The sequence below is a fragment of the Streptomyces sp. AM25 genome (genome assembly GCF_058146165.1).
The window spans coordinates 180,220-193,515 of the sequence record NZ_JBKIWN010000011.1; the positions used below are offsets into that span (position 1 = coordinate 180,220).

Below are 13,296 nucleotides of genomic sequence, written 5' to 3' on the forward strand. Positions count from 1 at the left end.
GTGCGTCACGCGCCGCACGAGCGCAGGAAGGCGCGCGTGCGGCGGGCGATGGGCAGCGGCTGCTCGGGCGGACACGGGTACATGTCCTGCTCGACGATGGCGAAGAGGTCGACGCCCAGACCCTGCGCGGCGGCCAGGACGGGCTCCAGTTCCGGTACGCCGCGCGGCGGTTCGCACATCACGCCCTGCCGCACCGCGGGCCCGAAGGGCGTGCCGTCCCGGACGACGCCCGCGAGGACGCCGGGGTCCACCTGTTTGAGGTGCAGGTAGCCGATGCGCTCGCCGTAGGTCTCGATGAGCTTGACGCTGTCGCCGCCGCAGTAGGCGTAGTGCCCGGTGTCCAGGCAGAGGCGGACCAGGCCGGGATCGGTGGCGTCCAGGAAGCGCGCGACGTGCGCCTCGGTGTCGATGTGGGTGTCGGCGTGCGGGTGGACGGCGATACCGAGCCCGAAGGCGTCGCGCACCTCACGGGCGAGGCGCTCCGTGCCGGAGGCGAGGTGACGCCACTGCTCGGCGGTGAGTTCGGGCTCCTCGATCAGCTCCGCGGTCTTGTCGTCGCGCCAGAAGGAGGGGATGACGACGAGGTGTTCCGCGCCCGTGGCCCGGGTGAGCGCCGCGACGCGCGCGACCTGCTCCCAGGTCTCCTCCCAGACGGCGGGTCCCCGGTGCAGGGCGGTGAAGACCGTGCCGGCCGAGACGTTCAGACCGCGCCGGGCGATCTCCTCGCGTAGCCGGCCGGGGTCGGTCGGCAGGTAGCCGTACGGGCCGAGTTCGATCCACTCGTACCCGGCTTCGGCCACTTCGTCCAGGAAACGCCGCCAGGGGGTCTGGGCCGGGTCGTCGGCGAACCAGACCCCCCAGGAGTCCGGCGCCGACCCGACACGGATCCGGTCGAGCGCGGGTGTGGCGGGCGAGGGGGAGTGGGCAGCGGACATCCGGCGGCGCTCCTCTCGGGGGTTGCCCGTAGCCTCCTCGCCGGGTGGACGGGTGTCAAGAGTTCGTCCGGACATATGGACGTCACGTCAAGGAAGCCTGATGACGTCTATATGTAAGGACAAATGCTTGACGTGGTGCGGAGCGGGACGCAACGATGGCCTGCATGAGTGCGCAGCCGAACGGGCCGGACGGCCCGAACGATCCGCCCCCGTACATGCCTTGCGGGCCGTGCGAGCCTTACGAGCTGATCACCATGGGCAGGCTCGGGGTGGATCTCTACCCGCTCCGGACGGGCGTGCCGCTGGCGCAGGTCGAGACGTTCGGAAGGTTCCTCGGCGGGTCGGCGGCCAATGTCGCGGTCGCCGCGGCCCGGCTGGGCCGCCGCACGGCCCTGATCAGCCGCACCGGGGACGACCCCTTCGGGCAGTATCTCCACGGGGCCCTGCGGGACTTCGGCGTCGACGACCGCTGGGTGACCCCCGTCGCCGCGTACCCCACCCCGCTCACCTTCTGCGAGATCTTCCCGCCGGACGACTTCCCGCTCCACTTCTACCGCCGCCCCAAGGCCCCCGACCTGGAGATCCGCACCCCCGAGCTGGACCTGGACGCGATCCGCGCCGCGCGGATCTTCTGGGTGACGGGAACGGGCCTGAGCGAGGAGCCCAGCCGCGGCGCGACGCTCGCCGCGCTGGAGGCCCGCGGCCGGCGCGGGACCACGGTCTTCGACCTCGACTGGCGCCCGATGTTCTGGCAGGAGCCCGCGGCGGCCCGCAGGCAGTACGAACGGGCGCTCGCGCACGCGACGGTCGCCGTCGGCAACGCGGAGGAGTGCGAGGTCGCCACGGGTGAGCGCGAACCGCACGCCGCGGCACGGGCGTTGCTCGCGGCCGGGGTCGAGCTCGCCGTCGTCAAGCAGGGCCCCAAGGGCGTCCTCGCCGTGCACCGGGACGGCGCGACGGCCGAGGTGCCGCCGGTGCGGGTCGAGGTCGTCAACGGCCTCGGCGCTGGCGATGCGTTCGGCGGCGCCCTGTGCCACGGGCTGCTCGCCGGCTGGGACCTGGAGCGCACGGTGCGCTACGCCAACGCGGCCGGGGCGCTGGTCGCTTCGCGGCTCGCCTGCTCGTCCGCGATGCCGGACCGCGAGGAGATCGCGGAGCTGCTCGGGGGTGCGGCATGAGCGCCGCCGTCCGTATCCCGGACCTGGTGGCGGTGCGGAGCCGGCACCCCGAGGCGATCGCGGAGGCGGCGGCGCGCCGGGTGCGCCGCCCGCTGGTCGGCGACAGCGGCCGGTTGATGATCATTGCGGCCGACCACACGGCGCGGGGCGCACTGGACGTCGGAGGGCGCACGCTCGCCATGGCCAACCGGGCCGACCTGCTGGAGCGGCTGTGCCTCGCGCTGTCCCGCCCCGGGGTCGACGGGGTGCTGGCCACGGCCGACATCCTCGACGACCTGCTGCTGCTCGGCGCGCTGGACGGCAAGGTCGTCATGGGCTCGATGAACCGCGGCGGACTGCTGGGCGCCTCCTTCGAGATGGACGACCGCTTCACCGGCCCACGGGCGGAGGACCTGCGCCAACGGGGCTTCGACGCGGGCAAGTTGCTCCTGCGCATCGACTACGACGACCGGGGGTCGCTGGCCACCATGGAGTCGGCGGCGCGGGCGATCGACGAGATGGCGGAGCGGCGGCTGCCGGTCTTCGTCGAACCGTTCCTCTCCCGGAGGGCCGACGGGAAGGTCCGCAACGACCTGACGGCGGAGGCGGTGACGAAGTCGATCACCATCGCGTCCGGGCTCGGGGCGACGTCGGCGTACACGTGGCTCAAGGTCCCGGTGACGGACGACGTCGCCGACATGCCGCGGGTGATGGAGACGACGACGCTGCCGGCCGTCCTGCTCGGCGGCGACGTGGGCGACGACCAGGAGGCGGCGTACGAACGCTGGCGCGCGGCGTTGCAACTGCCAACGGTGCGGGGCCTGGTGGTGGGGAGGGCCCTGCTGTACCCCGCGAACGGGGACGTGGCGGGGGCGGTGGACACGGCGGTGGGGTTGTTGTGAACCGTGCCCCGGGACCCGGGCCTGGGCCTGAGCCGGGGCCCAACTCCCGCCGCAACGGCGAGCGATCACATCGAAGGAGTCCGGCAGTGCCGAACACGACCAACACCCACACCCTCCCCCACTGCGCCCTCCGCATCCTCACCCTCCCCCCGGGTGAAGCCCACACCTTCCCCACCACCGACCACGAATGGATCGTCCTCCCCCTCAGCGGCAGCTGCACCGTCACCACCGCCGAAGGCGAATCCTTCGAACTCCGGGGCCGGACCTCCGTCTTCACGGCCGTCACCGACTTCGCCTACGTCCCCCGCGACACCACGGTCACCGTCACCTCCCCGGCCGGAGGCCGCTTCGCGGCAGCCGGTGCCCGCTGCGAGAACCGTCTCCCCGCCCGCCACGGCGCGGCCGACACGGTCCCCATCGAGCTCCGCGGCAGCGGAACCTGCTCCCGCCAGGTCAACAACTTCGCCGCCGCGAACACCTTCCCCTGCGACCGGCTCATCGCCGTCGAAGTCCTCACCCCCGGCGGCAACTGGTCCTCCTACCCGCCCCACAAACACGACGAGTACCACCCGGGCGAGGAGTCCCGGCTGGAGGAGATCTACTACTTCGAGATCGCCGACGGGCCCACCGGCACCCCGGGCCTCGGCTACCAGCGGGTCACCCCCTCCCGCCTCGGCGGAACCGAGGTCCTCGCCGAGGTCCGCACCGGCGACACGGTCCTCATCCCCGACGGCTGGCACGGCCCGTCCGTCGCGGCCCCCGGCCACGACATGTACTACCTCAACGTCATGGCGGGCCCCCGTGCCGAGCGCGAGTGGCTGATCCGCGACCATCCCGACCACACCTGGATCCGCTCCACCTGGCCGGATCAGCCGGTGGACCCCCGCCTGCCCCTCTATTCGGCACCGGAAGGCCGTACATGACGACACACCGCCGACTCACCGTCGCCCAGGCCCTGGTGGAGTTCCTCGCCCACCAGTACACCGAGCGCGACGGCCGCCGCCGGCGCCTGATCGCCGCCTGCTGGGGGATCTTCGGCCACGGCAACGTCGCCGGCATCGGCCAGGCCCTACTGGAGACCGGCGACGCGCTGCCCTTCCACCAGGGCCGCAACGAACAGGCCATGGTCCACGCCGCCGTCGGCTACGCCCGCCAGAGCGACCGGCTCTCCGCGCACGCGGTGACCACGTCCATCGGGCCCGGCGCCACCAACCTCGTCACCGGCGCCGCGCTCGCCACCGTCAACCGCATCCCCGTGCTCCTCCTCCCCGGCGACACCTTCGCCACCCGCCCCGCCGACCCGGTGCTCCAGCAGCTCGAACACCCCGCCGCGGGCGACGTGTCGGTCAACGACTGCCTCCGCCCGGTCTCCCGGTACTTCGACCGCATCGTGCGCCCCGAGGCACTGGTCCCCGCCGCCCTCCAGGCCATGCGCGTTCTGGCCGATCCCGTCGAGACGGGCGCCGTCACCCTCGCGCTCCCGCAGGACGTGCAGGCCGAGGCGTACGACTGGCCGGAGGAGTTCTTCGCCGACCGCGTCTGGCGCGTCCGCCGCCCCGCCCCCGACCCGGCCGAACTCGCCGCCGCCGCACGGGCGGTGCGGCAGGCCCGCCGGCCGCTGCTGATCGCGGGCGGCGGCGTCGTCCACAGCGAGGCCGAGGAGGCGCTGCGCGCCTTTGCCGATGCAACCGGCATCCCCGTCGCCTCCACCCAGGCCGGCAAGGGCGCCCTGCACCACGCCCACCCCGCGGACGTCGGCGGCATCGGCCACACCGGCACGGCCGTGGCCAACGCCCTGGCCCGTACCGCGGACGTCGTCATCGGCGTCGGCACCCGCTACAGCGACTTCACCACCGCCTCGGCAACTCTCTTCGCGGAACCGGGCGTTCGCTTCGTCAACCTCAACATCGCCTCGTTCGACGCCCACAAGCTGTCCGCCCTGCCCCTGGTCGCCGACGCCCGCACCGGCCTCGAAGCCCTGGCCGCGGCCGTCTCCGGCCACCGCGTTCCCGACGACTACGCCAGCGCGTACACCGCGGGCAAGGCCGAGTGGGAGGCGGCCGTCGACCATGCGTACTCCCGCCGCCCCGACGGCGACGGCACCCGCCCCACCCAGGCCCAGGTGATCGGCGCCCTGCAGGACGTCACCGGCGACGAGGACGTCGTCGTCAACGCCGCCGGCTCCCTCCCCGGCGACCTGCACAAGATGTGGCGCGCCCGCTCCCGGCGCCAGTACCACCTGGAGTACGGCTACTCCTGCATGGGCTACGAGATCCCCGCCGCGATCGGCGTGCGCCTGGCCGCGCCCGACCGGCCGGTGTGGGCGCTGGTCGGCGACGGCACGTACCTGATGATGCCGACGGAGCTGGTCACGGCCGTGCAGGAGGGGATCGCCATCAAGGTCGTCCTGCTGCAGAACCACGGCTACGCCTCCATCGGCGGCCTGTCGGAGGCCGTCGGCGGCGAGCGCTTCGGTACGGCCTACCGCTTCCGGGCCCCGGACGGCTCGTACACCGGCGACCCGCTGCCCGTGGACCTCGCGGCCAACGCCGCCTCGCTCGGGATGACGGTCCTGCGCGCCGGAACGGTCACGGAGCTGCACGCCGCGCTGGCCGAGGCACGTGCGTCGGACCGCCCCACATGTGTCTATGTGGAGACCGAAACAGCCGACACAGTGTCCGGCGCGCCCCCCGCACAGGCGTGGTGGGATGTGCCTGTCGCCGGGACCGCGACCCGCCCCGCGGCCGTCCGGGCCCGGGAGGAGTACGAGCGCAACGCCGCCGCCCGTCACCGCTACCTTGGAACGTGAGAGAGGCGCACGTCATGAAGACCGTCAACCACTGGATCGGTGGCAAGGCCGTCGAGGGCACCTCGGGCGCCTACGGGCCGGTCACGGACCCCGCGACCGGCGTGCAGACCACGCGGGTCGCCTTCGCCTCGGCCGCCGAGGTGGACGCCGCGGTCGCGGCCGCGAAGGCTGCGTTCGCGACGTGGGGCACCTCCTCGCTCGCCACCCGCACCTCCGTCCTGTTCGCCTACCGCGCGCTGCTGGACCGGCACCGCGAGGACATCGCCCGGCTGATCAGCGCCGAGCACGGCAAGGTGCACTCCGACGCGCTCGGCGAGGTCGCCCGCGGCCTGGAGATCGTGGAACTGGCCTGCGGGATCACCACCCAGCTCAAGGGCGAGCTGTCCACCCAGGTCTCCAGCCGTGTGGACGTGGCCGCCATCCGCCAGCCGCTGGGCGTCGTCGCGGGCATCACGCCCTTCAACTTCCCGGCCATGGTGCCGCTGTGGATGTTCCCGCTCGCAATCGCCTGCGGCAACACGTTCGTTCTGAAGCCGAGCGAGAAGGACCCGTCGGCCGCCCTCCTGCTCGCCGAACTCGCGGCGGAGGCCGGGCTTCCGGACGGCGTCCTGAACGTCGTCAACGGTGACAGGACGGCCGTCGACCGGATCCTCGAACACCCGGACATCGCCGCCGTCTCCTTCGTCGGCTCCACCCCCATCGCCCGTCACATCCACACCACCGCCACCGCCAACGGCAAGCGCGTCCAGGCGCTGGGCGGCGCCAAGAACCACATGCTCGTGCTCCCCGACGCCGACCTCGACGCGGCCGCCGACGCCGCCGTCTCCGCGGCCTACGGCTCCGCCGGCGAGCGCTGCATGGCGATCTCGGCGGTCGTGGCGGTGGGCGGCACCGGCGACAAGCTGGTCGCGAAGATCCGCGAGCGCGCCGAGAAGATCAAGATCGGGCCCGGCGACGACCCGGCCTCCGAGATGGGCCCGCTGATCACCAAGGCCCACCGCGACAAGGTCGCCTCGTACGTGCAGGGCGCCGCCGCCCAGGGCGCCGAGGTCGTCCTCGACGGCACGGGTTACACGGTGGAGGGCTACGAGGACGGCCACTGGATGGGCCTGTCCCTGCTCGACAGGGTCCCCACCGACGCCGACGCCTACCGCGACGAGATCTTCGGCCCCGTGCTGTGTGTCCTGCGCGCCGAGACGTACGAGGAGGGCGTGGCCCTCATCAACGCCTCGCCCTGGGGCAACGGCACCGCCGTCTTCACCCGCGACGGCGGTGCGGCGCGCCGCTTCCAACTGGAGGTCCAGGCGGGCATGGTGGGCGTCAACGTCCCCATCCCGGTCCCGGTCGGCTACCACTCCTTCGGCGGCTGGAAGGACTCGCTCTTCGGCGACCACCACATCTACGGCAACGACGGCGTGCACTTCTACACGCGCGGCAAGGTCGTGACGACGAGGTGGCCGGACCCGGAGGACGGGGGCGTGGACCTCGGCTTCCCGAGCCACCGGTAGGGCTGCAGGCGGGTGCCCCGATCGCCGGGGCACCCCCTCCTACCAGTCGAACCCCGCCTCGTACGTCACCTCCGCCAGCGTCCGCTGCCCCGCCGCGCTCGGGTGGAAGTAGTCGGCCGTGCTCACATCGGCCGCGGAGAAGCGGTGGTCGAAGACCGCATCCCCGTCGTAGCGGCACCCCGCGACCTCCCCGCACGCATTCTCCAGCGCCGCGTTGTAGTCCATCACCCGCTCCCGCACCCGAGCCCTCCGCTCCGCGTCTCCCGCCGAGAGCGAGGCCGGGTCGGCCAGCGCCGCCTGGCACACTCTGCCGTCCTTCCAGGCCTTGACCGCCGCCGGGTTGTCCTTGCCCAGCCGCCACAGCTGCACCGGGTCCGGCACGCTCGCGACGAACACCGACGCCTCCGGCGCGCCCGCACGGAGTGTCCGCAGCGCCGCCCGGATCCGGCTCTCGAACGCACCGACCGAGGTCATCTGCGCCTCGGACGCCGCGCACGCGTCACCGTCGCCGATCATGATCGTGACGTAGTCGATCCCGCCCTCCGCGAGGGCGGACCGCACCTGCTGCCCGAGGTCGGCGGAGGTGGCCCCGGCCCGGGCCTCGTTGTAGGGGAGCACCTCGGGGTTGAGCTCCTTGATGCGCGCATAGTGGCTGCCGACGGCCGGATTGGCGCCCGTGGACCACGAGTTCCGGGCGCACAGCGTGCCGCCGCCCACCGTGCACGAGCCGACGGCGCGGGTCAGCGAGTCGCCGAGCGCGGCCATCCGCGTCGGAATGGGCGGGGTGGCGTGGGCGGTGCCGGCGGTGGTGGCCAGCAGCGCCGTCGCGGTGGCGGCGCACACGGCCGTTCGGCGGAACCTCATGGCGGATCTCCTCCTCTGCACGTGCAGGTGTGACGGTCACACCCGTCTGCCTCTGCCCGTGGGGGGAGCACCGTGGGGAGTCTGGAACGGCCGTGATCGCCGGTCAAGACCGTCAAATCGCCAAGAGCGCGCCAAATCGGCGGGCCTCTCTCCGCTTATCGTTCGCCAGGACACTACTCTCAGCCATATGACCTGGTCGAGCGCCTTGAAAGACACCGCCCGGGCCGGGCTGACGGTCGAGCGGACCACGTTCGAACCCCTCGTCGCCGTCCGCGGCGCCTGCGGTGTCGCGATCGTCGTCGGCGTCCTGCTGGGCTTCGGCTCGCCCGCGCTCGCCGTCTCCTCCGCCTTCGGAGCCTTCGCCTCCGGTCTCGCCACGTTCCAGCGCAGCTGGCGGCCGCGCCCCATCCTGGCCCTCGCGGTCGCGGCGGGCCTCGGCGTCAGTACGTTCCTGGGCTACCTGGCCGCCTTCAACCACATCGTGTTCGTGACGCTGCTGGCCGTCTGGACGCTGCTCGCCGGCATGGCCTGGGCCATCGGACCCGTCTCCGGCCTGATCGCCACCCAGACGGTGGCGGTCATGCTCGTCACCGTCACCCTGCCCACCTCCGTCGCCGGTGCCGCGGAGCACGGCGCGCTGATCGTCTTCGGCGGTCTGGTCCAGGCCGCGCTCATCGTCCTCTTCCCCATCCGCCCCTGGGGCCGGCAGCGCGACGCGCTCGCCGACGCGCTGGCCGCCGAGGCCGACTACGCCCGCAGGCTGCGGCACGACCCGGTGGCCCCCTTCGACCCCCAGCCCCTGATGGACGCCCGGCACGCCGCCGAACTGACGCCCAGCCAGGCGCGCAGCCGCCCGCGCCAGCTGGCCGGGCCGCGCGGCGTCGCCGAACGGCTGCGTCCCGTGCTCGCCGCCCTCGCCGACCCCGTCCTCGGCGCACCCCCCGAGGGCCCCGAACGCGACCGCGCCCGCGAACTGCTGGGCGCCGCCGCGAGCGTCCTCGACGCCGTCGCCCGCGCCATCCGCACCGGAAAACCGGTACGGCTCTCGCCGGAGACCATGGCCACACTGGAGGTCCCGGCCGGCGGGCCCAGGCTGAACGGCGCCGCCCGCCGGTCCGCGCTCCGCCTGATGGCCCTCCTCGCGGACGTGGTCGAGGCCAGCGACGAGCCCGTGAAGCCCACCCGGCCCACCACCCCGGAGGAGCGCCGCCACCTGCTGCGCCCCACCGTCCCCCGCCTCTTCCCCGTCGCCCTGCGCGCTCTGAAGCGGGAGGCCCGCTGGTCCTCCTCCATCGCCCGGCACGCGGTCCGCGTCTCGGCGGTCGCCTGCACCGGCTACATCGTCGGCACCGCCCTCCCGCTCGGGCACGGCTACTGGGCGCCGATGACCTCGGTGATGGTGATGCGCCCGGACTTCGCCCAGACCTACCAGCGCGGCATCGCGCGCTTCGCCGGAACCCTCGTCGGCGTCTTCGTCGGCGCAGGGATCGCGGGCCTCACCCACCCCGGCACGTACGTCTGCGCCGGGCTGGCGGTGTTCTCCGTGGGGCTGCTGTATCTGCTGATGCAGAGCGGCTACTTCGTGGTGTCGGCGTGCATCGGCGCGTACGTCGTCTTCCTGCTGGGCATCGTCGGCGAGGCGTGGTCGCAGACGGTCCAGGAGCGGCTGGCCCTGACCCTGCTGGGCGGGCTGCTGGCGATGGCCGCGTACGCGCTCTTCCCCGTCTGGGAGACGACGAAGCTGCGCGACCGCCTCGCCGACTGGCTGCGCACCACCGGCGACTACACGCTCGCCGTCCTCGCCGTCCACGCCCGCCCCGCCGACCGCAAGCCGCGCCGGGTGCGCGAGGCCCTGCTCGACTCCCGGGCCACCCGCCTGGAGTGGGACGAGGCCGTGGCCCGCGCCCAGAAGGAACCGGTCCGCCACCGCGGCATCTCCCGCAGCGCCGAGCGCGCGTCCGAGGCGGCCCTGATCACGATGGGCCGCGTGACCATGCTGATGGAGGCCCACCTCCCGGACCGCGACGCCGAACCCTCCCCGGCGGCGGAGCAGTTCGCCACCGCCCTGCGGGTCGCCCTGCCGTCGGCGGTGGAGGCGGTACGGGTCCGGGACGCACTGGACTGGTCCCGACCCCGCGCGGCCCTGACCGCGTGGCAGGAGAAGGAGGGCGACGAGGGGGTGGCGGTGCGTGCGTCGGAACTGCTGATGGACGCGCTGGAGGAACTGGGGGAGGCGCTGTCGCCGGGCCTGAAGGGGAAGAACCGGGCGAAGCGGCGGGCGTGACGGTCAGCGGCCCCCGAACAGCCGCTCCAGGTGCGCGTCGACGAGCCCCATCGCCTCTTCGGGGGTGTGCACCCCCAGCAGCGCATAACTGCCCAGCCCGTCGACCAGCGCGATGAACAACGCCGCCTCCGTCTCCGGATCGCGATCCGGAGCCACCTCTCCCCGCTCGACGGCCGAGCGCAGCAGCCCCGCGTAGAACGCCCGCAGCGCAGGCGCCCCTTCCCGCGCGTGCTTCTGCATGTGCTGGTCGTGCACGGCCCGGATGAAGTAGGCGATCTGGACGAGCAGTCCCGTCCGGCTCTCGTCGTTGAGCGGCAGCATCTCCGCCGCGATCTCCCGCAGGATGAGCCGCGGTGCCGGTGGCTCGTCGCTCAGCGTGGTGATGCGGTCCCGGATCCGCTCGGTCGCCATCTCGTTGATGTGCTCCAGCGCGAACACCAGCATCTCGTCCTTGGACGAGAAGTAGTGCTGGAGCTGTCCCAGCGAGATCCCGGCCTCCGCCGCCACGTCCCGCAGGCTCGCCCCGTCCAGCCCCCGCGTGGACGCGATCCGCCACAAGGCCTCGGCGATGCGCCGGCGGCGCTCTCCATGGTCAACGCGCTTGGGCACGGGCGGCAGCCCCTCCGTCGTACAGGTCGTCTTTGCAGGCCGTTTTACCGGCCGTCCCTATAGGCATTCCTACAGGCTGTTCCTACAGGCCGTTCCCGTTTTACAGGTCGGTCGTATTGCTATAGCTTAGCGGCAACGCTTCGCCATACAACTGACCTGCAAAGGACCGGGGGACCCGATGCCGCCAGTACTCCGCCCGCCCCGCCACCGCATGGACCCCAGGGCCCGCGCCTGGTGGGCCGCCCAGGCCTGGACGACCCTCAGTGGCCCCGCGCTCCTGACGGCCGCCGCACTCCTCGTCCTCTCCGCCCTCTTCTTCCCCGGCGCCCTGCCATGGCTGGCACCCCTGACGCTCGTCGTCCTGGTCCTCCCCGCGCTGCTCTACGCGCTGGTCATGCCGGGCTGGCGCTACCGCGTCCACGCCTGGGAACTCGGCGGGTTCGCGGTCTACGCCGCCAGCGGCTGGTTCTGGCAGAAGCGCCGCATCGTCCCGCTCTCCCGCGTGCAGACGGTCGACACCCACCGCGGCCCGCTCCAGCAGCGCTTCGGGCTCGCCACGGTCGTCGTCACCACCGCCTCCACGGCGGGCGACGTGAAGATCGCGGGCATATCCGAGGCCGACGCCCGCATGCTCGCCGAATGCATCAGTGAGGCGGCCCAGTTGATGCCGGGGGACGCAACATGACAACTCATGCCGAAACCCCCTGGCGCACCCTCTCCCCGCGCACCCTCCTGGCCCACTGCGCCTGGCTCGGCGCCCCCCTCGGCTCCTTCGGCCTCACGCTCCTGGCCACCGGCGGGCACCTCGACGCCGGCGCCTGGAGCACCCTCGGATCGATCACCGGCGTCTTCCTGGTCCTCACCGCCGCCGGCTTCGTCACCTACCGCCGCACCCGCTACCGCGTCACCCCCGACGCCTTCGAACTGCACACGGGCCTCCTCACCCGCCGCGTCCGCTCCGTCCCCCTCCACCGCATCCGCAACGTCGACCTCACCGCCAACCCCGTGCAGCGCGTTCTCGGTCTCGCCGTCCTGCGCGCCGGAACGGGCGGCGGCACCCGCAGCGCCGAGCTCTCCCTCGAAGCCCTCACCCGCCCCGCGGCGGAACGGCTTCGCGTCGAACTCCTCGCCCGCGCCGGGGCCGTGGACGCCGAGGACCCCGTCCTCTCCGCCGCCGATCCCCGCTGGCTGCGCTACGCACCGCTGACCTTCTGGATCTTCGGAGGGGTGTTCGCCGCAGTGGGCGCGATCTGGCGGGTTCTCGACGGTGTCGGCATCAAGCCCTGGCGGATCGGCTTCGTCCGCCACGCCTTCGAGGAGTTCGGCAACTCCGCGCTCTGGCTGACGATCCCGCTCGCCCTCCTCGTGGTCACCGCACTCGGCGTGGTCGGCGCCATGGCCCTCTACGCCGAGAACTGGTGGAAGTACCGCCTGGAATGGACCGACGCGGCCACCCTCCGCGTCCGTCGCGGCATGTTCACGACCCGCTCCGTCTCCATCGAACGCGCCCGCCTGCGCGGCGTGGTCCTGCGCGAACCGATGCTGCTGCGCGCAGGAGGCGGCGCGAGCGTACGCGCCGTGGCCGGCGGTCTCGGCAACCGCGAGGAGAACCGCAAGCGCAGCGTCGTCCTCCCGCCCGCTCCCAAGTCCGAGGCGGAGCACGTCTGTACGCGCATACTCGGCGAACAGGGCGGTCAGACGGGTCACGCGAAAATGCCACTGACCGCTCACCCGCGCGCCGCACTGCGCCGCCGTTTCGTCCGAGCGCTGCTCTGGTGCGTGCTCCCGGTGACTGCGGCACTCGCCGTCCTCGGCGCCCTCCTCACCCCCGTCCTCCTCTATTGCGCAGCCGCCTACGCCCTGCTCGCCACACCGATCGCCTACGCCCTCGCCCGCGACGCCTACCGCTCACTCGGACACGCACTGCGCGGCAACTGGCTCGTCATCCGCTCCGGCACCTTCGAGCGCGAAACGGTGACCCTCGACCGGTCGTCCGTCCTTGCCTGGACGTTCACGAACACTCCCTTCTCCCGGCGCGCCGGAGTCGTCACGGCGACCGCCGCCGTCGCCGCGGGCGAGGACGGATACCGCATTCGGGACATGGCGGCCACGGAGGCCGCAGGCTTCGCAGACGCCGCTGTGCCAGGGATGTTGAGGGAGTTTCTGGACATCTGACAGCCGTCCGAAAATTGGTCCCCGATTTTTGTTATCCACCGGTCCGCTCTGCG

General features: G+C 72.8%; 11 protein-coding genes. 8 read left to right on the forward strand and 3 right to left on the reverse strand.

All coding sequences use genetic code 11. The annotated features are described in order from the left end of the window. Positions 1 to 5: 5 nt before the first annotated feature. Positions 6 to 935 (reverse strand): sugar phosphate isomerase/epimerase family protein, encoded by a 930-nt coding sequence (locus ACLHRZ_RS17305; protein WP_490419320.1) that lies wholly within the window; start codon positions 933 to 935, stop codon positions 6 to 8. Between the two features lie 215 nt (positions 936 to 1,150). On the opposite strand from ACLHRZ_RS17305, the gene iolC reads away from it, so the two are divergent. The 5 genes from iolC (at position 1,151) to mmsA (ending at position 7,311) form a co-directional block, all read left to right on the forward strand. Then, positions 1,151 to 2,113, forward strand: coding sequence for a 5-dehydro-2-deoxygluconokinase (gene iolC, locus ACLHRZ_RS17310; RefSeq protein WP_490419361.1), 963 nt, complete (start codon positions 1,151 to 1,153; stop codon positions 2,111 to 2,113). Further along, entirely contained in the window at positions 2,110 to 2,994 is an 885-nt protein-coding gene (locus tag ACLHRZ_RS17315; protein WP_490419321.1) for a Cgl0159 family (beta/alpha)8-fold protein, read from the forward strand. The genes iolC and ACLHRZ_RS17315 overlap by 4 nt, the downstream gene beginning before the upstream one ends. A gap of 86 nt (positions 2,995 to 3,080) precedes the next feature. Next, positions 3,081 to 3,917 (forward strand): 5-deoxy-glucuronate isomerase, encoded by an 837-nt coding sequence (gene iolB, locus ACLHRZ_RS17320; RefSeq protein ID WP_490419322.1) that lies wholly within the window; start codon positions 3,081 to 3,083, stop codon positions 3,915 to 3,917. Further along, positions 3,914 to 5,803, forward strand: coding sequence for a 3D-(3,5/4)-trihydroxycyclohexane-1,2-dione acylhydrolase (decyclizing) (iolD, locus tag ACLHRZ_RS17325; RefSeq protein ID WP_490419323.1), 1,890 nt, complete (start codon positions 3,914 to 3,916; stop codon positions 5,801 to 5,803). The genes iolB and iolD overlap by 4 nt, the downstream gene beginning before the upstream one ends. Before the next feature lie 14 nt (positions 5,804 to 5,817). Further along, on the forward strand, positions 5,818 to 7,311 hold the full coding sequence (gene mmsA, locus ACLHRZ_RS17330; protein ID WP_490419324.1) for a CoA-acylating methylmalonate-semialdehyde dehydrogenase: 1,494 nt from the start codon (positions 5,818 to 5,820) through the stop codon (positions 7,309 to 7,311). Between the two features lie 39 nt (positions 7,312 to 7,350). Here the strand turns inward: mmsA and ACLHRZ_RS17335 are convergent, their stop codons facing one another. Then, the gene (locus ACLHRZ_RS17335; RefSeq protein WP_490419325.1) at positions 7,351 to 8,175 is read right to left on the reverse strand and encodes an SGNH/GDSL hydrolase family protein; all 825 of its coding nucleotides are present in this window, start codon (positions 8,173 to 8,175) and stop codon (positions 7,351 to 7,353) included. A gap of 187 nt (positions 8,176 to 8,362) precedes the next feature. Between ACLHRZ_RS17335 and ACLHRZ_RS17340 the strand changes: the two genes are divergently transcribed. Then, positions 8,363 to 10,459: an FUSC family protein gene (locus ACLHRZ_RS17340; RefSeq protein ID WP_490419326.1), complete on the forward strand. Its 2,097-nt coding sequence runs from the start codon at positions 8,363 to 8,365 to the stop codon at positions 10,457 to 10,459. Between the two features lie 3 nt (positions 10,460 to 10,462). On the opposite strand, the gene ACLHRZ_RS17345 is transcribed toward ACLHRZ_RS17340, so the two are convergent. Further along, entirely contained in the window at positions 10,463 to 11,068 is a 606-nt protein-coding gene (locus tag ACLHRZ_RS17345; RefSeq protein WP_490419327.1) for a TetR/AcrR family transcriptional regulator, read from the reverse strand. A gap of 178 nt (positions 11,069 to 11,246) precedes the next feature. On the opposite strand from ACLHRZ_RS17345, the gene ACLHRZ_RS17350 reads away from it, so the two are divergent. Both ACLHRZ_RS17350 and ACLHRZ_RS17355 read left to right on the forward strand, forming a co-directional pair. After that, a complete protein-coding gene (locus tag ACLHRZ_RS17350; RefSeq protein ID WP_490419328.1) occupies positions 11,247 to 11,753 on the forward strand; it encodes a PH domain-containing protein in 507 nt (168 codons plus the stop codon). Then, positions 11,750 to 13,243 carry a PH domain-containing protein gene (locus tag ACLHRZ_RS17355; protein WP_490419329.1) on the forward strand — a complete coding sequence of 498 codons (1,494 nt, stop codon included), beginning with the start codon at positions 11,750 to 11,752 and terminating at the stop codon, positions 13,241 to 13,243. The genes ACLHRZ_RS17350 and ACLHRZ_RS17355 overlap by 4 nt, the downstream gene beginning before the upstream one ends. Positions 13,244 to 13,296: the final 53 nt, after the last annotated feature.